Genomic DNA, 21,210 nt, shown 5'->3' with positions numbered 1-21,210 from the left:
CTTTTTGTAATTAAGCTACATCATAAGCGGAAGATATGACGATATATGCCGCAAAAACGCCGGATCTTGTGTAAGTAAACTACAAAAATTTCTTTTGCCCTTTGAAAAAATGTTGTAGAGTTAACGGCGTAGGGTACAGAGGTAAGATGTTCTATCTTTCAGACCTTTTACTTCACGTAATCGGATTTGGCTGAATATTTAGCCGCCCCAGTCAGTATTGACTGGGGCGTTTTTTATTGGGAAATTCGCTGCCTTCTGCCTCTTTCCGTAGGGGATCGACAGGCATAAAAAAGACAGCGCATCGGCTGTCTCTTTTGCTTCACTGCCATCGCGTGTTATCACACGCCGGCGGTTACTCTTCTTCGTCACTCACGTCATCCGCCACCGCCGGCGGCAGCTCGTTAAACCAGGTATCCAGCTTTTGGCTCAGTTTGTCGACGCCAATTTTCTTCAGTGAAGAGAAGGCTTCTACCTGCACATCGCCCATAAAGGCCAGCACGGCTTCACGCACCATGTTCAATTGCGCTTTACGCGCGCCGGAAGCCAGCTTGTCGGCTTTGGTCAGCAATACCAGCACCGGCAGATCCACTGCCACGGCCCACTGAATCATCTGCTGATCCAGATCTTTAAGCGGATGGCGGATGTCCATCAGCACCACCAGCCCTTTCAGGCAGTTACGCTTTTGCAGGTATTCACCCAGCGCCTTCTGCCATTTGCGTTTCATCTCTTCAGGCACTTCGGCATAGCCGTAGCCCGGCAAGTCCACCAGGCGCAGGCCCGGCTGCAATTCAAACAGGTTAATCAGCTGGGTACGGCCCGGTGTTTTACTGGTACGCGCCAGGCTCTTCTGGTTGGTCAGGGTGTTCAGCGCGCTGGATTTACCCGCATTCGAACGCCCGGCAAATGCGACTTCAATGCCTTCATCCGCAGGCAGGTGCCGGATGTCCGGAGCACTGGTGACAAAATGGGTCACCTGATAGTTATAAGTTCGGCTGGTCAAAATGTTGTCTCCGTAAGGCTAAATATCTCTGGCTGGCGATTATAACTGCATCGTTACCAAAAGCGGCATGTTTGTGGGTTTTAATCCCTGTCGGCGGCGTAAATGCAGGCATTTTACTGCACGTGTGTAAGCGATCAGCCCGGCGTGGCGGCGGCTTTCACTGATAATTTGGGTTTATTTAATGATAAAACCAATCAGTTCAATGAATTAGTTGTGCAACACCAATGGGTGGCCTCTCCGGCTGGGTTGAGCCGCCGCGCCATCGGCGTAAAGTGTTCTCCAGCAGGATGCTTCAGGAGGCGCAGGCACGCGACATTCGCCATGCAGGGATGGGTGGCAGGTAAGGAGAGCCGGCAAAGGAAGCTGCCGGGTTGCCGGGAAGGCAGCCCTCAGGAAAAGTACGCCGGGAGCGCGTAAGCAGGATGCAAAGGAAACGGCCGGTAATGGATAACGCCGGTTCAGGAGCACACAAGGATGAGGCAGGACAAGGAGGTGCCTACTGCCCGGAATAAGGGAATATTGCCGGGCGGCAGGGCAAAAACAGCGCTTCCCTGATAAGGAAGCAGATAAAAAGGCGCCGGGGCCTCCTGCCGCCTTTTTTCTTTGTCCGCTTTCTGCTAGATTCCGCCGCAATTCTATACTGAAATGATTTCCCCCTGAGAGCAGATGCCATGAACCAGCCATCCAAAACGCCACGTGCAAAAGCCGCGGCATCCCACACCAAAAATAAGAAAAAAAGTCGTGTCGAGCTGGATTTAGAGGCCCGCGAGCGTAAGCGCCAGAAAAAACGCCGTGGCCATGCACCCGGTTCTCGCGCTACCGGGGAGACCGATCAGAAAAAAACCGCAACCCAGGAAAAACGTGACCCGCGCTTAGGCAGTAAAAAAGCGGTTCCGCTGGTGGTTGAAACGGTATACGGCAATACGCCGAAAAAAGCGGCCAAGCCGCAGAAAGAGGCGAAACCGCGCCTGTCGCCGGAAGAAGAGCTCACGTTGCTGGAAAACGATCCGCGTCTGGATGCCCTGCTGGATAAACTGGACGACGGCGAAACACTGAGCGCAGAAGATCAGGCATTTGTTGATCAAACGCTGGATCGCATTGATGTGCTGATGGAGCTGCTGGGCATTGAGCTGGGCGACGATGAAGATGACATCATCGATGAAGACGAGCCGAAAGAAGATATGTACCAGCTGCTCAAACGCGGAAACCCGAAAGATAACCATTAATCCATGAAATGGATTATCCCGGTAATAACCCTGCTGCTTATGTGTTATCTGGCCGGGTTATTAGGTAAACTGTGGCGGCTGTCGCAACGTAAAGCCCTTTTGCGCAGTGCCACCGTGGCCAGGCAGGTGAGTCGCTCACCGTTTCTCCGACCCGGTAGGCAACGATACCGGAAGGAGTAAATGAGATGTCTGAGCAGGCCGTTATCTGGGATCAGGCCCTGATTCAAAAGTATAACCAGTCAGGGCCGCGTTATACCTCTTACCCTACGGCGCTGGAATTCCATCAGGATTTCGGCGCCGATGCGTTTCAGCAGGCGGTGGCGCGCTATCCTGACCGCCCGCTCTCCCTTTACGTCCATATCCCGTTTTGCCATAAGCTCTGCTATTTCTGCGGCTGCAATAAAGTGGTCACGCGCCAGCGGCACAAGGCGGAATTGTACCTGGACCGCCTGGCGCAGGAGATCCGGCAGCGGGCACCGCTGTTTAAGGGCCGTCAGGTCAGCCAGTTGCACTGGGGCGGCGGTACACCGACCTACCTCGACAATGCGCAAATCAGCCGCCTGATGGGCCTGCTGCGCAGCCATTTTGAGTTTCTGCCGGAGGTCGAGCAGTCGCTGGAACTGGACCCGCGTGAAATCGAGCTGGATGTGCTGGACCATCTGCGGGCCGAAGGTTTTAACCGCCTCAGCATGGGCGTGCAGGATTTTGACAAACAGGTGCAGCGGCTGGTTAACCGTGAGCAGGATGAAGACTTCATTTTTGCGCTGGTGGCACGGGCGCGCGCACTGGGATTCCGCTCAACCAATATTGACCTGATCTACGGCCTGCCGAAACAGACGCCGGAGAGTTTCGCCTACACCCTGCAACGGGTGGCGGAACTCAGCCCGGATCGTTTGAGCGTATTCAATTATGCTCACCTGCCTTCCCTGTTCGCCGCCCAGCGTAAAATCAAAGAGGCGGATCTGCCGGGCGCGGAGCAGCGGCTGGCGATCCTGCAACAGAGCATCGCTTTCCTGACGCAGGCCGGTTATCAGTTTATCGGCATGGATCATTTCGCCCGCCCGGATGATGAACTGGCGATCGCCCAGCGTGAAGGCACGCTGCACCGTAATTTCCAGGGTTACACCACGCAGGGCGATACGGATTTGCTGGGGCTGGGCGTTTCGGCCATCAGTATGCTGGGGGACAGCTACGCGCAGAATGAAAAAGACCTCAAAACCTATTATGCGCGGGTGGAAGCCGGGGGCGATGCCTTATGGCGCGGGCTGACGCTGACGCAGGATGACTGCCTGCGGCGGGACGTGATCCGCTCACTGATCTGCAACTTCAGCCTTGATGTGGCACCGCTTGAACAGCAGTACGGTATTCATTTCCAGGATTACTTTGCAGAGGATTTGGCGCTGCTTGCGCCGCTGGCAGAGGATGGGCTGGTGGTGCACTCTGCGCATGGCCTGCAGGTCACGCCGCGTGGGCGGCTGCTGATCCGTAATATCTGTATGTGCTTTGACCGCTATCTGCGCCGCCAGGCGCGGCAGCAGCAATTCTCGCGGGTGATCTGACGCGCCATCACATGCCATAAAAAAACAGCCGCATCCGCGGCTGTTTTCTCAATGTATTTTTCAATTAACAAGGTTCATCAACGCGTAACATAACACCGCCGCCGCGACCGTCTGTGGAGAGTGGCTGACAGCGGCTGATGTGACGTCCGCGCCTTGCGATACCCATGCAAAAAGTGAATTCAGCATCGACTATCTCCCGATTTAGCGCCCTTATCATAATCCGGCGCATCGGGTTGTAAAGCGCGGGCACACGGAAAAATGCGCGTCAGTGCCCCCTCTTTTTTACTCCGGCCCGGCTTACTCCATGCCCAGCTCTTTCAGCTTACGCGTCAGCGTGTTACGGCCCCAGCCCAGCAGGCGCGCCGCTTCCTGCTTATGCCCCTGGGTATGGCGCAGGGCGGTGGTCAGCAAGGTACGCTCCATCTCTGGTTGCGCTTCAGACAGCAAATTCTGATGACCGGAACGCAGGGCGCGATCGGCCCACTGCGCCAGCAGCGTGGCCCAGCTGTCCGGCAGGCTCTGGCCGCCGCTCTCCGGGGCGCTGGTTTCAAACAGCTCACCCGGCAGGTCCTGGATCAGCACTTCTTGCCCGGCGGCCATCACCGTCAGCCAGCGGCAGGTGTTTTCCAGCTGGCGCACGTTGCCCGGCCACGGTAACCGCGTCAGGGCGGCCTCGGTTTCCGGGTGCAGGTTTTTGGCCTCTACGCCCAGCTCTTTGGCGGCATCCTGCAGGAAATAACGTGCCAGCCGTGGGATATCCTCCCGGCGGTCGCGCAGCGGCGGCAGATGCACCCGGATAACATTCAGGCGGTGGAAAAGGTCTTCACGGAATTTCCCTTCCTGCACCCGCATTTCAAGGTTCTGGTGCGTTGCGGCGATGATGCGCACATCGACTTTGACCGGCGCATAGCCGCCCACACGGTAGAACTGGCCATCCGCCAGTACGCGCAGCAGGCGGGTCTGCACATCCAGCGGCATATCCCCGATTTCATCCAGGAACAGCGTGCCGCCGTCAGCCTGCTCAAACCGTCCCTGCCGAATCTGGTTGGCACCGGTAAATGCCCCTTTCTCATGGCCGAACAGCTCAGACTCAATCAGGTCTTTCGGGATCGCCGCCATATTCAGCGCGATAAACGGCAACTTGGCGCGCGGGCTGTGGCGGTGCAGTGCATGGGCCACCAGCTCTTTACCGGTGCCGGATTCGCCGTTAATCAGCACGCTGATTGACGATCGCGACAGACGGCCGATGATGCGGAACACATCCTGCATCGCCGGCGCTTCACCGATGATGTCTGCCGTCGGCCCGCTCACCGGCTGGCTGCGGGCCGGCTGTTGCTGCTCCTGATAATGGCTGATGGCGCGTTCCACCAGCGCCACCGCCTCATCGATATCAAACGGTTTGGGCAGGTAGTCAAACGCGCCCTGCTGGTAGGCGCTGACGGCAGCGTCCAGGTCTGAATGCGCCGTCATAATGATCACCGGCAGCATCGGGTGGCGCTGTTTAATCTGCTTCAGTAATGCCAGTCCATCCATGCCGGGCATCCGGATATCAGACAGCAAAACGTCAGGGGTTTGGGTGGCGATGGCATCCAGCACCGCATTGCCGCTGTCAAACGTCGCACAGCTTAAACCCGCGCCGGTGAGCGCACGTTCAAGCACCCAACGGATGGAGCTATCGTCATCGACGATCCAGACTATCCCTCGTTGCATAACAAACCTCACTGGCGAATAGGCAGGTAAACCGAAAATTCGGTATGACCCGGCCAACTGTTAAATTCAATTTTCCCTGAATTCTGGTCAATCAGATTCCGTGCAATGGAGAGGCCAAGGCCGGTGCCGCCTTCGCGGCCGCTCACCATTGGGTAGAACAGCGTGTCCTGCAACAGCGAGGGCACGCCGGGGCCGTCATCCTCAATATCAATACGGGCGGCCAGACGGTAACGCACGCCATGCAAGGTAATCTGGAAAGCCGTGCGGGTACGGATCGTGATGGTGCCGCCCTGTTCCCCCAATGCCTGCAGGGCATTGCGGGTAATATTCAACAGCACCTGTTCAATCTGGTCGGGATCGTGCGCCAGCTCCGGCAGGCTGGGGTCGTAATCCTTGATCAGGGCGACGTTATCCGGCTTCTCCAGCGACACCAGCTGGCAAACGCGCTCTGCAACCTGATGAATACTTTGGGTAATGTGTTGCCCCGGCCGTTGTGGCCCCAGCAATCTGTCCACCAGGTTCCGCAGGCGGTCGGCCTGTTCGATAATCACCCTGGTGTACTCGTTGAGAGAGGGGTCGGGCAGCGCTTTTGACAACAGCTGTGCTGCGCCGCGTAAACCGCCGAGGGGGTTTTTAATCTCATGTGCCAGCCCGCGGACCAGATCACGCGCGGCGACCTGCTGGGCGTGCTGCAATTGTTCCTGGCTCAGGCGGCGCAGGTTATCCATCGGGGCCAGTTCCAGCAGGATAAAGCCTTCCGGTAACGCCTGTGCGGTCAGTGAGAAGATATGCGCTCGGCCATCCACTACCAGCGTCACTTCATTATCGGTGAACCCTTGCCCGGCATTCAGGCTTTCACGCATTAACTCGATGTTAAGCGAAAAGTAGCCCAGTAGTTCCGGCAGGGGGGTACCAAAAAGTTTGCGCGAACTCTGCGCCAGCAGTTGTTGTGCGGCCGGGTTGGCGTAATGAACGGCTAACTCTTCATCCAGCAGCAGAATGCTGTTGATAAGAGAATTCAGGATCTGCCCAGCATCGGGCAGCTTGCCAGTTGCCATAAAAGCAGTCTCCTGCACCTGTATGGTGCACGTCGCCTGACCACGGGGTAACATTTACCGGATGGCGGCGTTGGGCGGGGAAGCGCGTGGAGAAAAAAGCCCATCCGGAGATGGGCTGAAAGTTTCCACGGCAACAAAAAATCGTCTGACCCGGCGTGATGGATGACACGCCGTGGTTTTACTCTGTTGTTTAAAACGCCGCCCTTTTAAAGGCGGTCGTTTTAAACGCTGTCGTTTTAAACGCTGTTGTTTTAAACGCTGTAGTAGAGTTCGAACTCAACCGGGTGCGGCGTCATGCGTACGCGGTCCATCTCTTCTTTGCGCAGGTCGATGTAGGCATCGATGGAGTCATCGGTGAATACGCCGCCACGGGTCAGGAATTCGCGGTCTTCGCTCAGGCAAGCCAGCGCTTCTTCCAGTGAACCGGCCACTTTTGGAATTTCTGCTTCTTCTTCCGGCGGCAGGTCATACAGGTTTTTGTCCATCGCATCGCCCGGGTGGATCTTGTTGATGATGCCGTCAAGGCCGGCCATCAGCAGGGCAGCGAACGCCAGGTACGGGTTGGCAGCCGGGTCCGGGAAGCGGGCTTCAATGCGGCGTGCTTTCGGGCTGGCCACCACCGGGATACGGATGGACGCAGAACGGTTACGGGCAGAGTAGGCCAGCATCACCGGGGCTTCATAACCTGGGACCAGACGCTTGTAAGAGTTGGTGGTCGGGTTGGCGTAGGCGTTGATCGCTTTCGCATGTTTGATGATGCCGCCGATGTAGAACAGCGCCATTTCAGACAGGCCGCCGTATTTGTCACCGGCAAACAGGTTGTTGCCGTTTTTGGACAGTGACATGTGGCAGTGCATACCGGAGCCGTTATCACCAAACATCGGTTTCGGCATGAAGGTCGCGGTTTTGCCGAATGCGTGGGCCACGTTGTGTACCACGTATTTGTAAATCTGGATTTCGTCCGCTTTCTTGGTCATGGTGTTGAAGCGGGTTGCCACTTCGTTCTGACCGGCGGTCGCCACTTCGTGGTGGTGAGCTTCAACCACCAGGCCCATCTCTTCCATGGTCAGGCACATGGTAGAGCGCAGATCCTGGGAGGAGTCGACCGGCGGAACCGGGAAGTAACCCCCTTTCACAGCCGGACGGTGGCCTTTGTTGCCGCCTTCGTATTTGGTTGAGGAGTTCCACGCGCCTTCGATGTCATCGATGGCGACATGAGAGCCGGCGATGCTGCTGCCGAAACGCACGTCGTCGAACAGGAAGAATTCCGGCTCCGGCCCGAACAGCACGGTGTCGGCAATACCGGATGAGCGCAGGAACTCTTCAGCACGTTTGGCGATAGAACGCGGGTCGCGGTCATAGCCCTGCATGGTGCCCGGCTCCAGGATGTCGCAGCGAATAATCAGGGTAGATTCTTCGTAGAACGGATCAAGCACCGCGGTGCTGGCATCCGGCATCAGAACCATGTCGGACTCATTGATGCCTTTCCAGCCACCGATGGAGGAACCATCAAACATTTTGCCTTCTTCGAAGAAGTCGGCATTGACCTGGTGGGCTGGAATCGTGACGTGCTGTTCTTTACCCTTGGTATCAGTGAAACGCAAGTCAACGAATTTCACTTCATGCTCATTCAGCATCGTCAAAACGTGTTCAGCGGACATACTAGTTTCTCCCGGATTTTTTTGTCGTCGTGGAACGAAGTACCGTAACAGACTGGCGGCTCACCTTTTGTAAGGCGTTTTCACCCTGATCAGACTTTTTTCGCTCTTGCTGTAGTTAAGCGAGAAGTGTGCCAACTTTTATGATCGGTGAATTATCCCTCTTTTCGTGCCTTTCTGCTGGTTCAAGTATGCACCATAACGGGTTTTTTGCACTAAAATAGTGCATATGGGCAAAAAGTGTGCGCTGTTTTGGTGCGCAATCGGCTCATTTTGCGATCATTGCACCGTGAAAGGGATCACAAACTAACCGGACTCAGGTTGTTTTACACAGAGTGCTGTGATCTTGTTTAGTACCTCGCTTAATACGTGTACAATAGCGCGTTATTTCTAAATGCCTGAGGCAAAGCTGTGATCGAAAATTTGCGTAACATCGCCATCATCGCGCACGTTGACCATGGAAAGACCACCCTGGTTGATAAACTCCTGCAACAGTCCGGTACTTTTGATGCCCGTACCGAAGCGACTGAGCGCGTGATGGACTCCAACGATTTGGAGAAAGAGCGTGGGATTACCATCCTCGCGAAAAACACCGCCATCAAATGGAATGACTACCGTATCAACATCGTTGATACCCCAGGGCACGCCGACTTCGGTGGTGAAGTAGAGCGCGTCATGTCCATGGTGGATTCGGTGCTGCTGGTTGTAGACGCGATGGATGGCCCTATGCCGCAAACCCGCTTCGTAACCAAGAAAGCCTTTGCCCACGGTTTGAAGCCGATTGTAGTTATCAACAAAGTTGACCGTCCGGGCGCGCGTCCTGACTGGGTTGTTGATCAGGTCTTCGACCTGTTCGTTAACCTCGACGCCACCGACGAGCAGCTGGACTTCCCGGTCATTTATGCGTCTGCGCTGAATGGTATCGCCGGCCTGGATCACACTGACATGGCCGACGACATGACCCCGCTGTACCAGGCGATTGTTGACCGCGTTTCCCCGCCGCAGGTGGAAGTTGACGCGCCGCTGCAGATGCAGATCTCGCAGCTGGACTACAACAACTATCTGGGTGTTATCGGCATCGGCCGCATCAAGCGCGGTAAAGTGAAGCCGAACCAGCAGGTCACCATCGTGGACAGCGAAGGTAAAACCCGCAACGCGAAAGTCGGTAAAGTGCTGGGCCACCTCGGCCTGGAGCGTATCGAGACTGACGTGGCTGAAGCCGGCGACATCATCGCGATTACCGGCCTGGGCGAGCTGAACATCTCTGACACCATCTGTGACACGCAGAATGTGGAAGCGCTGCCGGCACTGAGCGTAGATGAGCCGACCGTGACCATGTTCTTCAACGTCAACACCTCGCCGTTCTGCGGTAAAGAAGGTAAGTTCGTGACGTCGCGCCAGATCCTGGAGCGCCTGAACAAAGAGCTGGTGCACAACGTGGCCCTGCGTGTTGAAGAAACCGAAGACGCTGACGCCTTCCGCGTGTCCGGCCGTGGTGAGCTTCACCTGTCGGTTCTGATCGAAAACATGCGTCGTGAAGGTTACGAGCTGGCGGTATCCCGTCCGAAAGTTATCTTCCGCGAATTCGAAGGCCGTAAGCAGGAGCCATTCGAAAACGTAACGCTGGACATCGAAGAAACCCACCAGGGTTCTGTAATGCAGGCGATGGGTGAGCGTAAAGGCGACCTGAAAAACATGGATCCGGATGGCAAAGGCCGCGTACGTCTCGACTACGTGATCCCAAGCCGTGGCCTGATCGGCTTCCGTAACGAATTCATGACCATGACTTCCGGTACCGGCCTGCTGTACTCCACCTTCAGCCACTACGACGATGTGCGTCCGGGCGAAGTGGGCCAGCGCCAGAACGGCGTGCTGATCTCCAACGGCCAGGGTAAAGCAGTGGCCTTCGCCCTGTTCGGCCTGCAGGATCGCGGTAAGCTGTTCCTCGGCCACGGTGCGGAAGTGTATGAAGGCCAGATCATCGGTATTCACTCACGCTCCAACGACCTGACCGTGAACTGCCTGACCGGTAAGAAACTGACCAACATGCGTGCGTCTGGTACTGACGAAGCCACCACCCTGGTTCCACCGCAGAAAATGACGCTGGAACAGGCTATCGAGTTCATCGATGACGACGAACTGGTCGAAGTGACGCCTCAGTCAATTCGTATCCGTAAACGTCACCTGACTGAAAACGATCGTAAACGCGCCAGCCGTGGCCCGAAAGACGCGTAAGCGTTCGCCACAGCAGCCGTTACACTAAGAGCAGGGCACCTTTGGGTGCCCTGTTTTTTTTGCCTGCTGCCCCGCCGGGCCAAACTTTCCCGGCTTCTGCCACACCGGTGCCTGTTCAGGTCTACACTTTCCCGCTACAGTGAGAAACCGCATCGCAACATCAGGAGTGTGCCATGTTGTATATCTTTGATTTAGGGAATGTGATTGTTGATATCGACTTCAGGCGTGTACTGGGGGTGTGGAGTAACCTGAGTGGGGTGCCGCTGGCGTCGTTGAGTGCCAGCTTCTCCATGGGCGAGGCGTTCCACCGCCACGAACGCGGCGAGATCAGTGATGAAGAGTTTGCCGTACAGCTGTGTAATGAAATGGGGATCGCCCTGAGTTTCGAGCAGTTCTCGGCGGGCTGGCAGGCAGTATTTGTCGGGCTGCGCAAAGACACGCTCGCCATCATGGAGCGGCTGCGCAACGCCGGGCACCGGGTGGTAGTGCTCTCCAACACCAACCGGCTGCACAGCACCTATTGGCCGGAGCAGTACCCGGAAGTCCGGGCTGCGGCTGATGCCATTTACCTGTCGCAGGAGATTGGGATGCGCAAGCCGGAGCCGGGTATCTATCAGTATGTCTTGCGCCGCGAGGCCGTCACGCCCGATCAGACCGTCTTCTTTGATGACTCTTTGGAGAATGTTGAAGCCGCCCGCGCGCTGGGGATTGAAGGTGTGCTGGTCACGGATGCCGCCACAGTGCCGGCGTACTTTTCTTAAGGCGTGCCGGCCCATTTCCCGGAGCCTTCAGGCCTATGGTGAAGTTAAGATTTAAACCCGAGCGCACGGTGGCGGCATTCCGCTTCAGCGTGCGCTATCTCAGGATGCTGATAACACGCATCAACCATGATGACCTGCTGCTGCTGTCGGGCCATCTGGCCTATGTCTCGCTGCTGTCACTGGTGCCGTTGATTACCGTGGCTTTCTCGTTGCTCTCGGTTTTCCCGGTGTTCTCGCAAATCAGCGCACAGGTCAGAAATTTCATTTTTTCCAATTTCATGCCCGCCGCCGGCAATAACCTCCAGCGCTATCTGGAGCAGTTTATGTCGAACACCAGCCAGATGACCGCTATCGGCACCTGCGGGCTGATTGTCACCGCGCTGCTGCTGATTGCGGCGGTAGACAGTGTGCTGAACAAAATCTGGCGCAGCGAAAACAAGCGGCCGATTGTCTACTCCTTTGCCGTTTACTGGATGGTGCTGACGCTGGGGCCGCTGCTGGTGGGGGCGAGTGTCGCCATCAGCTCCTATCTCTTGTCGTTGAACTGGCTAAACGTAGAAGGGATGCACAGCGTGATTGACCAGCTTCTGCGGGTATTGCCGTTGCTGCTCTCCTGGGGCTCCTTCTGGCTGCTCTACAGCCTGGTACCGACCGTGCGCGTCGCGGGCAAAGATGCGCTGATCGGCGCGCTGGTGGCCGGCATCCTGTTTGAGATGGGTAAGAAACTGTTTTCGCTTTATATCACCCTGTTCCCCTCCTATCAGCTGATCTATGGCGTCCTGGCGGTAATACCGATATTGTTCCTCTGGATTTATGTCAGCTGGTGTATCGTGTTGCTCGGCGCGGAGATCACGGTATCGCTGGGCGAATACCGCAGCCTGCGCCGCAAAAAGCGGGCGCAGAGCAGCGTTCCTGGAGAGGAGAAATAGGACGTTATGATTGCATTGATTCAACGGGTATTGCAGGCCGGTGTCACCGTGGACGGCGAGGTGTGTGGTGAAATCGGGCCGGGCCTGCTGGTGCTGCTGGGCGTGGAGCAGGGCGATGATGAGCAGAAAGCCGCGCGCCTGTGCGAGCGTGTGATTGGCTACCGCATCTTTGGCGACGAGAACGACAAGATGAACCTGAATATCCGGCAGAGTGGCGGCAGCCTGCTGGTGGTTTCACAATTTACCCTGGTGGCCGACACCCAGAAAGGGATGCGCCCGAGCTTCTCGCGCGGTGCGGCCCCGGCCGAGGCTGAGCGCCTCTACCAGCACTTTACCGGCCTGTGCCGGGAGCAGGGCATCCCGACCGAAACCGGCCGCTTCGCCGCAGACATGAAAGTCTCCCTGGTGAATGACGGGCCGGTCACCTTCTGGTTACAGGTGTAACCGGATAAAAGTGATGATAAATAACTAAAAAGCGACCGGGCAGCCCGGCGGTTCTGACTGACGACTTCAATGAGAGACTGTGTCTATGTATCACCTGCGTGTACCTGTGACTGAACAGGAATTGAAAGAGTATTACCAGTTCCGCTGGGAGATGTTACGCAAGCCGCTGCATCAGCCGATCGGCTCGGAAAAAGATGCCTATGACGCGATGGCCCATCACCAGATGGTGGTGGATGAGCACGGAAAAATCGTTGCTGCCGGGCGGCTCTACATCAACGCGGACAATGAGGCATCCATCCGTTTCCTGGCGGTCGACCCCAGTGTCCAGAGCAAAGGCTTAGGGACGCTGGTGGCGATGACGCTGGAATCGGTGGCGCGCCAGGAGGGCGTCAAGCGGGTGGTGTGCAGCGCGCGTGAGGATGCGGTCGAGTTCTTCGCCTCGCTGGGGTTTGAGAACCAGGGGGAAATCGTGGCGCCGCAAACCACGCCGGTGCGCCACTTCCTGATGATCAAACCGGTGGCGACGCTGGATGACATCCTCCACCGGCCGGACTGGTGTGGGCAGCTTCAGCAGGCGTGGTATGAACATATCCCGCTCAGCGAAAAAATGGGCGTGCGCATCAGCCAGTATACCGGCCAGCGCTTTGTCACCACCATGCCGGAGACGGGCAACCAGAACCCGCACCATACGCTGTTTGCCGGCAGCCTCTTTTCGCTGGCGACACTCACCGGCTGGGGGCTGATCTGGCTACTGCTGCGGGAGCGCCATCTGGGCGGCACCATTATCCTGGCCGATGCCCATATCCGCTACAGCAACCCGGTCAGCGGGCGGCCGCGGGCAGTGGCTGATCTCGGCTCCATCAGCGGTGATCTCGACCGCCTGGCGCGTGGCCGCAAAGCGCGGGTGCAGCTGGATGTGGCGCTGTATGGTGACGAGGAGAAAGGTGCCGTGTTTGAAGGGACTTATATTGTGCTGCCGGCAAACCCGTATGACCCGCTGGAAAAAGGCGGTTCTGAACTGGGCGTCGCGTAAGGCGCAGACAGAAACAAAAAACGGGTGGCTCAGGCCACCCGTTTTGCATTGCAGTGATGTCGTGCTGCCGGGCACTCAGGGTGCCGGCGGTGCCGGATTCTGCGGCAGCGGCGCGGCAGCCGGTGCGGCCGGGGCGGCACCGGTCACCGTGCCGTTAACCATCTGCTGTGTGATCTGCTGGCCCTGTGCATCGGTTGCGGTCAACTGGCCGTTCAGCCCGGTTTTCAGCGGCGTACCGGCCGCCAGTTGCCCCTGCAACTGCACCTGAAGCGTACCGTCACCGCTTGCCGGTACGGTCGGCCAGCCCCAGTTCTGCACCAGCGCCAGCGGCACCGCGCGGCCATTCAGCGTGACGCTGAACGTGCGTTGCGGCTGCTGGCTCAGTGTGGCGGTGGACTCCAGCAACCCTGCCTGGGTAAAGGCGCTCAGCTCAGTAACGGCGATCTGGTCAGCATCCGCCGCCAGGCTCAGGGAAGGGCGGCGCACATCAATTTTATTAAAGGTGGCATCACTGGCGTTCAGTGTCAGCTTACCGTTCCATATGCCCCACTGATGATCGCGGGCCAGCACCAGATCATTGCCGGTGCCGTCCAGGGCGGTGAGCTGGAAGGGGAAATCCGGCGACACATCAATAATCAGGTTACGGTTGGCGGTCAGCTTGCTGACGGAGACGCCGCTCAGCCACGCGGGCAGCGGCTGCATCCACAGCGTCCGCCAGTTGGCCGGCAGGGTATATTCCAGCGCGGCCACCACCAGCTCATCCAGCTGTAATTGCCGGTCGGTGCGCGACCAGTGGCCGGTGGTACGCAGCAGCCCGTTTTGCCAGCGGGTGCTCAGCTGCTTAATGGTCATGCCCTGTTGGTCAAAGGCCAGATCGACAATCGGGTCAGTGACGTGCAGGCTGCCGTTGATCAGATCACTGGCATTAAAGGCGATCGAGCCGTCCTCACTCTGCCAGTCACCCTGTTCAAAGGTCATGTTCTGCAACGTGACGTCGAGATCGTTAAACGCCCAGTCCGGCCCCTGAAGACGGGCGTCGATCACGTCCAGCCGTTGCAGGGTGATTTTCGGCAGGGCGTTGAAATCCTGTTGGAAAGTCGACAGTGGATGCGGGGATTGCAGGCGGAGATTGCTTAGCCGCAGGTTATTGATGTTCCAGCTGCCGTCTGCGTCGCGGCTGGCATTGGCGGTTAACTGGCCGCGGGCGAAATCCGCACCGACATTATTCAGCAGCAGCCGGTTCTGCTGGATACGCCCCTGCACCAGCACCTGGGTGGCAGGCATGTCATTGATGGTCATCTCACCGGCGCTCAGCTGGAACTCGGCGTCATTACCCAGTACGCGGCCGGGCGCGGGGTGCCACGGGGCGATCCCGGCATCCACCTGCTGGGCCGTCACCGAGAGGCGGTCAATGCCCGCCACCAGCCGCATATTGCTGAGTTGCAGCAGGTTGGCCTGCACCGGTAACGCGGCATTGGGGTTACTGAGGTTCAGGCTGCCGTTGCGCAGCGTCAGGCGGTCAAGATGGCCCGGCTGATTGAGCTGCTCCCAGTCGAGGCCCAGCGTCACCTCCTCGGCATTCAGCATCTCCGGTTGGTTGGCCCGCGTCAGCCGGACATGTTGCAGCGTCAGGGAGGCAGGGGCAGACCAGTCATGGTTGATTTTCCCCACGGTGAGCCGGTAATCACTGTTGGCGCTGACCCAGCGGCTGAGCCAGCCCGCCGCCCACTGAGTCTGCAACAGCACATATCCCAGTACGATCACCAAAACGCACACTAACAGTACGGTCAGCACCAGCTTTCCGAGAAATTTCATCGCCCAATCCAGTTCGCCCAAAAAAGTTAACCCTGTTTATGCCGCAATCAGCGGGTTATCACAAGAGCGCAACCAAACACAATTCATAAAAAACGGCCGATGTGTGAACACACCGGCCATGGTCAGACGCGCAGCAGGAGGGCGTTACTTTTCCTGCGGGAAGATCAGGTTCAGCACAATGGCAGTGATGCCGCCGGCCGCGATACCGGAGGAGAACAGGTTTTTCACCCAGTCCGGTGCGAACTGCAAAATCAGCGGTTGTTGGGAGACGCCCAGCCCGACCGCGAGGGAGAGCGCGATAATCATGATCGCCCGGCGGTTCAGCGGCTCGCGGGAGACAATACGCACGCCGGAGGCCGCGATGGTGCCGAACATCACGATGGTCGCGCCACCCAGCACCGGCTCAGGAATGTGCTGCACCAGCGCACTTACGCCGGGGAACAGGCCGAGCACCACCAGCATCAGCGCCACCACAAAGCCCACATAGCGGCTGGCTACGCCGGTCAGCTGGATAACGCCGTTATTCTGGCCGAAACAGGAGTTCGGGAAGGTGTTAAACACCGCCGACAGCAGGGAGTTCAGGCCATTCGCCAGCACGCCGCCTTTGATGCGCTTCATATAAAGCGGGCCGGATACCGGCTGTTCAGAGACATCAGAGGTCGCGGTGATATCGCCAATGGTTTCCAGCGAGGTGACCATGAAAATCAGCATCAGCGGCAACAGCAGGTTCCAGTCAAAGCCCAGCCCGTAGTAGAGCGGCATCGGCAGCATGATCCAGGATTGCGGGGCGCTTCCGGCCGTTGTGGCGGGCAGCATATCCATCGCCCAGGCCAGCAGGTAACCCACCAGCATGGCGATCACCAGGGACGCCACGCGAAGGTAAGGGTTACGCTGGCGGTTCAGCAGGATAATCACCCCCAGCACCGCCGCGGCCAGCAGCAGGTTTTTCGGCGCGCCAAAGGTGTGGTCGTTCATTGCGCCATACCCACCGCCGATGGAGGTCAACCCGACCTGGATCAGCGACAGGCCGATAATCATCACCACAATGCCGGACACCAGCGGCGTGATGATGCGGCGCGCCAGATGCAGGAAGCGGGACAGTACAATCTCCGTGCAGGAGGCGACCATCAGCGTGCCGAACAGCGCCGCCATCATGGTGGGCACATCTGCGCCGCCGTTTTTCAGTGCCATGCCGCCCATAATCAGCGGGCTGACGAAGTTAAAACTGGTGCCCTGAATCGACAGTAACCCCGAGCCCACCGGGCCCCAGGTCTTAATTTGCAGGATAGAGGCAAGGCCGGAGGCGAACAGCGACATGCTGATGATGTGTTGCGTGTCCTGTGCCGGCAGGCCGAGTGCCTGGCAAATCAGCAACGCCGGGGTGATCACCGCGACAAACATCGCCAGCAGGTGCTGACACGCGGCGAACAGGGTTTGCGGCAACGGTGGGCGGTCTTCAAGCCGGTAAATCAGTTCACTATTACGGGGCGTAGCGGCAGCGGCGTTATCCCGCTCCGCGGTTTGCAGGCTCATGATGGTTTCCAGGGCGGCAAAGGGGGCATTTTAATGATCCCGCACCGCAAAAAGCAAACGTTTGCTAATGGACGGCAGCGAAATCTTAGCGTGCCTCTTTTCCCCATTAAACGGGTATGACCCTTGATTTTGCCGGGTCTTTCGGTTTTTAATCCCTCCGACTTATCCTACATTTTGTATGGGTATAACAATAATAGATTGATATAGCGAATATTTATCATTTCCTGGGAGCACTTTTATGATTGAACTGGATACCTTCGGCACGCTGGTCGCGGCCACGCTGGTATTGTTGCTGGGGCGAAAATGCGTCCAGACCGTACCGCTGCTTAACCGCTATACCATTCCGGAACCGGTGGCGGGTGGGCTGCTGGTGGCGCTGGGATTACTGGCCGCCAAACACTTTTTTGGCTGGGAGCTGATGTTCGACAATGCAATGAAAGAGCCGCTGATGCTGGCCTTTTTTGCCACCATCGGGCTGAATGCGGACATCAGCAGCCTGCGCACCGGCGGCAAAGCACTGTGCTCTTTTGTGGGCGTGGTCGTGGGGCTGTTGCTGGTACAAAATATCCTTGGCATCGGGCTGGCGACGTTAATGGGGCTGAACCCGCTGACCGGGCTGCTCTCCGGCTCCATTACCCTCTCCGGCGGCCACGGTACCGGCGCGGCCTGGGGCAAAGTATTCACTGAGCGTTACGGGTTCAGCAGTGCCACTGAATTGGCGATGGCGTGCGCCACGTTTGGGCTGGTGTTAGGCGGGCTGATTGGCGGCCCGGTGGCGCGTTATCTGGTGAAGCACTCCGCCACGCCGGAGGGCTGCCCGGAAGATTTAGCCACCCCCAGCGCCTTTGAAAAACCCCTGACCGGCCGCCTGATTACCCCGCTGGTATTGATCGAAACTATCGCGATGATCGCCATCTGCCTGTCGGCCGGCAGCTATCTTGCCCGCCTGCTGCACGGCACGCCCTGCGAGTTGCCTACATTTGTCTGCGTGCTGTTTATCGGTGTGGTGCTCAGCAATATGTTGTCGGTGACCGGGATGTACCGGGTGTTTGATCGCGCGGTTTCGGTGGTGGGGAATGTCAGTCTGTCACTGTTTCTGGCGATGGCGCTGATGAGCCTGAAACTCTGGGAGCTGTCGGCGCTGGCGGTGCCGATGCTGGTGATCCTGACGGTGCAGACGCTGGCGATGGCGCTTTATGCCGTGTTTGTGACGTACCGGGTCATGGGCAGGAATTATGATGCGGCCGTGCTGGCGGCCGGGCATTGCGGGTTTGGACTGGGCGCGACGCCCACGGCGATTGCCAATATGCAGGCGATCACCGGGCGCTTTGGCCCTTCCCACCTGGCCTTCTTGATTGTGCCGATGGTCGGGGCGTTCTTTATTGATATCGCGAATGCGCTGGTGATTAAACTGTTTCTGATGCTGCCGGGCATTGAGTTCCCGGTTCAGGCATGGAAATGGCCGTTGAGTCAGGCATTGGTATAGCGGGCGCGCGCCGGCAGCCAGCGCTCGATCAGCGCTTTGGCGTGGTCTGGGTAGCGCTGGTGGATATGGCGCGCCACGCGTTGCACTTCCGGAATCATCGCCTGATCGCGCAGCAGATCGGCAACTTTAAATTCGGCGCTGCCGGTCTGGCGGGTGCCGAGCAGCTCACCCGGCCCGCGGATCTCCAGATCCTGCTGGGCAATCACGAAACCATCATTGCTGTCACGTAATACCTGAAGGCGACGCTGGGCGGTTTTGCTCAGCGGCGTTTTATAAAGCAGCACACAGTGGGAGGCCACTGCGCCACGGCCAACGCGGCCGCGCAACTGGTGCAACTGGGCCAGCCCCAGCCGCTCCGGGTTTTCGATAATCATCAGGCTGGCGTTCGGCACATCAACGCCCACCTCAATCACCGTAGTCGCTACCAGCAACTGAATGTCACCCTGTTTGAACGCCTGCATCACCGCCTGTTTCTCCTGCGGCTTCATCCGGCCATGCACCAGCCCGATATTCAGGCCGGGCAGGGACTCTTTCAGCCCTTCCCAGGTGACTTCGGCGGCCTGCGCCTCCAGCATCTCAGACTCTTCAATCAGGGTGCAGACCCAGTACGCCTGCCGCCCCTCCTGCTGACAGGCGTTCTTCACCCGTTGAATGATGTCTTCACGGCGGGTATCGGGGATCGCCACCGTCGTCACCGGTGTCCTGCCCGGCGGCAGTTCATCAATCACGGAGGTATCAAGATCGGCATAGGCCGTCATCGCCAGCGTGCGCGGGATAGGCGTGGCGGTCATGATCAGCTGGTGCGGATGGAAACCCTGCTCCAGCCCTTTCTCCCACAGTGCCAGCCGCTGATGCACCCCAAAACGGTGCTGCTCATCGATGATCACCAGCGCCAGGCCGTTGAACTGCACCTGCTCCTGGAAAATGGCGTGGGTGCCCACCACCATCGACACCTGGCCGGACGCGATCGCCTCCTGCTGGGCCAGCCGCGCTTTGCCTTTCTGTTTGCCCGCCAGCCAGCCAACCTGAATGCCCAACGGTTCAAACCATGCCCGGAAGTTATTGGCATGTTGCTCCGCCAGTAACTCGGTCGGTGCCATCATGCCGACCTGTTTGCCCTGGGCGATCACCTGCAATGCGGCCAAGGCGGCCACCAGCGTTTTCCCTGAGCCTACGTCGCCCTGCACCAGGCGCATCATTGGGAAACCGCGCGCCAGATCCTGTTCAATCTCCGCGACCACGCGTTGTTGTGCGCCGGTCGGGCTGAACGGCAGGGATGCAAGGAAGCGCTGGGTCAATTGGGTATCGTGTGGGATGGGCAGCGCCTGATAGCTCTGCGTGCCGGCGCGCACATCCAGCATACTGAGGTTATGCGCCAGCAACTCTTCCATGATCAGACGGCGCTGGGCCGGATGCCGCCCCTTTTCCAGATCATCGAGCCGGATGTCCGGCGGCGGGCGGTGCAGCGTATGCAGTGCCTGCGGCAGTGAAATCATCGAGCGGCGTAGCTCCTCCGGCAACAACTCGGCAATCGGCACCGTGTCCAGCAACTCAAGCGCCTGATCGGTCAGCTTGCGCAGCGTCGCCTGCCGGATACCCTCTGTCGCCGGGTAGACCGGCGTCAGTGACTCCTGAAGCATCACTTCGCTGTTCTCACCCTGGATACGGTATTCCGGGTGGATAATTTCCGCGCCGTGGTTGCCGCGTTTAATTTCACCATATGCCGTGACCCGGCGCCCGGTGGCCAGGCTGTTTTTCATGGCGGCAGTGAAATTGAAGAAACGCAGGGTCACGACGCCGGTGCCGTCGCTGATTTGGCAGGTCATCATCCGGCGACGGCCGAAGCTGATATCGGTGCGCAGGACTTCCCCTTCCACCGTGGCGAAAATGCCCGGCAGCAGGTCATTGATAGGGTAAAGGTGGGTGCGGTCTTCGTAGCGCATCGGCAGATGCAGCAGTAAATCCTGAATCGTTTCCAGGCCGAGCTTTGCCAGTTTGCCCGCCTGACTGGCACCAACCCCGGTCAGGGAGGTTAACGGCACGGCATCCAGCAGGCGGCCTTCCATTCAGCGCTCCGTAGACTGCATAGCGGCCCACCAGGCCGGGTCAGCCACAATCTGGCCGGTTTCATCCAGCGTTGGGCGCGGCAACCCTTTGCGTTTTGCCACATTGGCCAGCACCGGGTAGCCGCCTTCAAACAGCAACCGCTGCTGTTCCTCTTCATCCAGCATGCAGGTATCGCGATGATACATCCCGGCGTTCTGCCGCTGGCGCTGCGCTTCATACAGGATCAGGGCAGAGGCCACCGACACATTCAGCGACTGCACCATGCCCACCATCGGAATGATGATGTCGCGATCGGCCAGCGCCAGCGCTTCAGGCGTGATGCCGGTTTTCTCCTGCCCGAGCAGGATGCAGGTCGGGCGGGTGTAATCAATCTCGCGGAAATCCACGGCGTGGTCGGAAAGGTGGGTCGCCAGCACCTGCATCCCCTGGCTTTTCATGCTGGCGACGGCGTCGGTGATGGTTTTATGGGTTTGAACCTGGACCCAGCTATTGCTGCCGGCGGCGGAAGAGACCAGCGTGCGCATACGGTTGGTGGGCCAGACCGCGTGGATCTCGTGAACACCCACCGCATCGGCCGTGCGGATCACGGCCGAGACGTTGTGGGGCTTATGAACCTGCTCCATACAGACCGTGAGATCCGGTTGTCTGGCAGTCAGCATTTCGCGGATTCGCGCGTATCGTTGTGGAGTCATCAGC

Annotated in this window: 18 protein-coding genes; 9 read left to right on the top strand and 9 right to left on the bottom strand. The window is 58.3% G+C overall.

Features of this window, described 5'->3' with window-relative positions:
* The first annotated feature begins 146 nt into the window (after window positions 1-146).
* Window positions 147-194, top strand: coding sequence for a small protein SpfP (spfP, locus tag JK232_RS23135; protein WP_071892919.1), 48 nt, complete (start codon window positions 147-149; stop codon window positions 192-194).
* A 158-nt stretch (window positions 195-352) separates the two neighbouring features.
* Here the strand turns inward: spfP and yihA are convergent, their stop codons facing one another.
* A complete protein-coding gene (gene yihA, locus JK232_RS20150) occupies window positions 353-1,000 on the bottom strand; it encodes a ribosome biogenesis GTP-binding protein YihA/YsxC (protein ID WP_072931464.1) in 648 nt (215 codons plus the stop codon).
* Window positions 1,001-1,671: 671 nt separating this feature from the next.
* Here yihA and yihI point away from each other — a divergent pair.
* Both yihI and hemN read left to right on the top strand, forming a co-directional pair.
* Window positions 1,672-2,226, top strand: coding sequence for a Der GTPase-activating protein YihI (gene yihI / locus JK232_RS20145; RefSeq protein ID WP_072931466.1), 555 nt, complete (start codon window positions 1,672-1,674; stop codon window positions 2,224-2,226).
* Between the two features lie 185 nt (window positions 2,227-2,411).
* Window positions 2,412-3,785 (top strand): oxygen-independent coproporphyrinogen III oxidase, encoded by a 1,374-nt coding sequence (gene hemN / locus JK232_RS20140; RefSeq protein WP_101855109.1) that lies wholly within the window; start codon window positions 2,412-2,414, stop codon window positions 3,783-3,785.
* A 60-nt stretch (window positions 3,786-3,845) separates the two neighbouring features.
* On the opposite strand, the gene JK232_RS20135 is transcribed toward hemN, so the two are convergent.
* The 4 genes from JK232_RS20135 to glnA form a co-directional block, all read right to left on the bottom strand.
* Entirely contained in the window at window positions 3,846-3,971 is a 126-nt protein-coding gene (locus tag JK232_RS20135) for a YshB family small membrane protein (RefSeq protein WP_139300336.1), read from the bottom strand.
* Window positions 3,972-4,082: 111 nt separating this feature from the next.
* The gene (gene glnG / locus JK232_RS20130; protein WP_212589623.1) at window positions 4,083-5,495 is read right to left on the bottom strand and encodes a nitrogen regulation protein NR(I); all 1,413 of its coding nucleotides are present in this window, start codon (window positions 5,493-5,495) and stop codon (window positions 4,083-4,085) included.
* 8 nt (window positions 5,496-5,503) lie between these two features.
* A complete protein-coding gene (gene glnL, locus JK232_RS20125) occupies window positions 5,504-6,553 on the bottom strand; it encodes a nitrogen regulation protein NR(II) (protein WP_072931472.1) in 1,050 nt (349 codons plus the stop codon).
* A 251-nt stretch (window positions 6,554-6,804) separates the two neighbouring features.
* Complete coding sequence (gene glnA / locus JK232_RS20120; RefSeq protein ID WP_072931473.1) at window positions 6,805-8,214, bottom strand: glutamate--ammonia ligase; 1,410 nt, start codon at window positions 8,212-8,214, stop codon at window positions 6,805-6,807.
* 408 nt (window positions 8,215-8,622) lie between these two features.
* On the opposite strand from glnA, the gene typA reads away from it, so the two are divergent.
* The 5 genes from typA to fabY all read left to right on the top strand — a co-directional run bounded on the left by typA (window position 8,623) and on the right by fabY (window position 13,613).
* Window positions 8,623-10,446 (top strand): ribosome-dependent GTPase TypA, encoded by a 1,824-nt coding sequence (typA, locus tag JK232_RS20115; RefSeq protein ID WP_072931475.1) that lies wholly within the window; start codon window positions 8,623-8,625, stop codon window positions 10,444-10,446.
* 173 nt (window positions 10,447-10,619) lie between these two features.
* The gene (yihX, locus tag JK232_RS20110) at window positions 10,620-11,207 is read left to right on the top strand and encodes a glucose-1-phosphatase (protein ID WP_101829146.1); all 588 of its coding nucleotides are present in this window, start codon (window positions 10,620-10,622) and stop codon (window positions 11,205-11,207) included.
* A gap of 35 nt (window positions 11,208-11,242) precedes the next feature.
* Window positions 11,243-12,136, top strand: coding sequence for a virulence factor BrkB family protein (locus JK232_RS20105; RefSeq protein ID WP_072931479.1), 894 nt, complete (start codon window positions 11,243-11,245; stop codon window positions 12,134-12,136).
* 6 nt (window positions 12,137-12,142) lie between these two features.
* Window positions 12,143-12,580 carry a D-aminoacyl-tRNA deacylase gene (gene dtd / locus JK232_RS20100; protein WP_072931481.1) on the top strand — a complete coding sequence of 146 codons (438 nt, stop codon included), beginning with the start codon at window positions 12,143-12,145 and terminating at the stop codon, window positions 12,578-12,580.
* Between the two features lie 85 nt (window positions 12,581-12,665).
* Entirely contained in the window at window positions 12,666-13,613 is a 948-nt protein-coding gene (gene fabY / locus JK232_RS20095) for a fatty acid biosynthesis protein FabY (RefSeq protein WP_072931483.1), read from the top strand.
* Between the two features lie 75 nt (window positions 13,614-13,688).
* On the opposite strand, the gene JK232_RS20090 is transcribed toward fabY, so the two are convergent.
* Both JK232_RS20090 and JK232_RS20085 read right to left on the bottom strand, forming a co-directional pair.
* Window positions 13,689-15,428: an AsmA family protein gene (locus JK232_RS20090; protein ID WP_101835308.1), complete on the bottom strand. Its 1,740-nt coding sequence runs from the start codon at window positions 15,426-15,428 to the stop codon at window positions 13,689-13,691.
* 144 nt (window positions 15,429-15,572) lie between these two features.
* A complete protein-coding gene (locus tag JK232_RS20085) occupies window positions 15,573-16,961 on the bottom strand; it encodes a nucleobase:cation symporter-2 family protein (RefSeq protein WP_072931486.1) in 1,389 nt (462 codons plus the stop codon).
* Between the two features lie 238 nt (window positions 16,962-17,199).
* Between JK232_RS20085 and gltS the strand changes: the two genes are divergently transcribed.
* A complete protein-coding gene (gene gltS, locus JK232_RS20080) occupies window positions 17,200-18,447 on the top strand; it encodes a sodium/glutamate symporter (protein ID WP_212589622.1) in 1,248 nt (415 codons plus the stop codon).
* Here the strand turns inward: gltS and recG are convergent.
* Both recG and trmH read right to left on the bottom strand, forming a co-directional pair.
* Window positions 18,432-20,513 carry an ATP-dependent DNA helicase RecG gene (gene recG, locus JK232_RS20075; RefSeq protein WP_072931489.1) on the bottom strand — a complete coding sequence of 694 codons (2,082 nt, stop codon included), beginning with the start codon at window positions 20,511-20,513 and terminating at the stop codon, window positions 18,432-18,434. The genes gltS and recG overlap by 16 nt on opposite strands.
* Window positions 20,514-21,206, bottom strand: coding sequence for a tRNA (guanosine(18)-2'-O)-methyltransferase TrmH (trmH, locus tag JK232_RS20070; protein ID WP_101829149.1), 693 nt, complete (start codon window positions 21,204-21,206; stop codon window positions 20,514-20,516).
* Between the last annotated feature and the right edge of the window lie 4 nt (window positions 21,207-21,210).

It is taken from the genome of Nissabacter archeti, from assembly GCF_018257325.1.
Classification (GTDB): domain Bacteria; phylum Pseudomonadota; class Gammaproteobacteria; order Enterobacterales; family Enterobacteriaceae; genus Chimaeribacter; species Chimaeribacter arupi.
This window is presented reverse-complemented; position numbering and strand designations above follow the sequence as displayed.

Bases quoted from the DNA above. Each gene is read 5' to 3' on its own strand.
- fabY (WP_072931483.1), top strand. From the start codon at position 12,666: ATGTATCACCTGCGTGTACCTGTGACTGAACAGGAATTGAAAGAGTAT.
- JK232_RS20090 (WP_101835308.1), bottom strand. From the start codon at position 15,428: ATGAAATTTCTCGGAAAGCTGGTGCTGACCGTACTGTTAGTGTGCGTT.
- gltS (WP_212589622.1), top strand. From the start codon at position 17,200: ATGATTGAACTGGATACCTTCGGCACGCTGGTCGCGGCCACGCTGGTA.
- trmH (WP_101829149.1), bottom strand. From the start codon at position 21,206: ATGACTCCACAACGATACGCGCGAATCCGCGAAATGCTGACTGCCAGA.
- yihI (WP_072931466.1), top strand. From the start codon at position 1,672: ATGAACCAGCCATCCAAAACGCCACGTGCAAAAGCCGCGGCATCCCAC.
- glnL (WP_072931472.1), bottom strand. From the start codon at position 6,553: ATGGCAACTGGCAAGCTGCCCGATGCTGGGCAGATCCTGAATTCTCTT.
- JK232_RS20085 (WP_072931486.1), bottom strand. From the start codon at position 16,961: ATGAGCCTGCAAACCGCGGAGCGGGATAACGCCGCTGCCGCTACGCCC.
- recG (WP_072931489.1), bottom strand. From the start codon at position 20,513: ATGGAAGGCCGCCTGCTGGATGCCGTGCCGTTAACCTCCCTGACCGGG.
- JK232_RS20135 (WP_139300336.1), bottom strand. From the start codon at position 3,971: ATGCTGAATTCACTTTTTGCATGGGTATCGCAAGGCGCGGACGTCACA.
- glnG (WP_212589623.1), bottom strand. From the start codon at position 5,495: ATGCAACGAGGGATAGTCTGGATCGTCGATGACGATAGCTCCATCCGT.
- dtd (WP_072931481.1), top strand. From the start codon at position 12,143: ATGATTGCATTGATTCAACGGGTATTGCAGGCCGGTGTCACCGTGGAC.
- hemN (WP_101855109.1), top strand. From the start codon at position 2,412: ATGTCTGAGCAGGCCGTTATCTGGGATCAGGCCCTGATTCAAAAGTAT.
- yihX (WP_101829146.1), top strand. From the start codon at position 10,620: ATGTTGTATATCTTTGATTTAGGGAATGTGATTGTTGATATCGACTTC.
- glnA (WP_072931473.1), bottom strand. From the start codon at position 8,214: ATGTCCGCTGAACACGTTTTGACGATGCTGAATGAGCATGAAGTGAAA.
- JK232_RS20105 (WP_072931479.1), top strand. From the start codon at position 11,243: ATGGTGAAGTTAAGATTTAAACCCGAGCGCACGGTGGCGGCATTCCGC.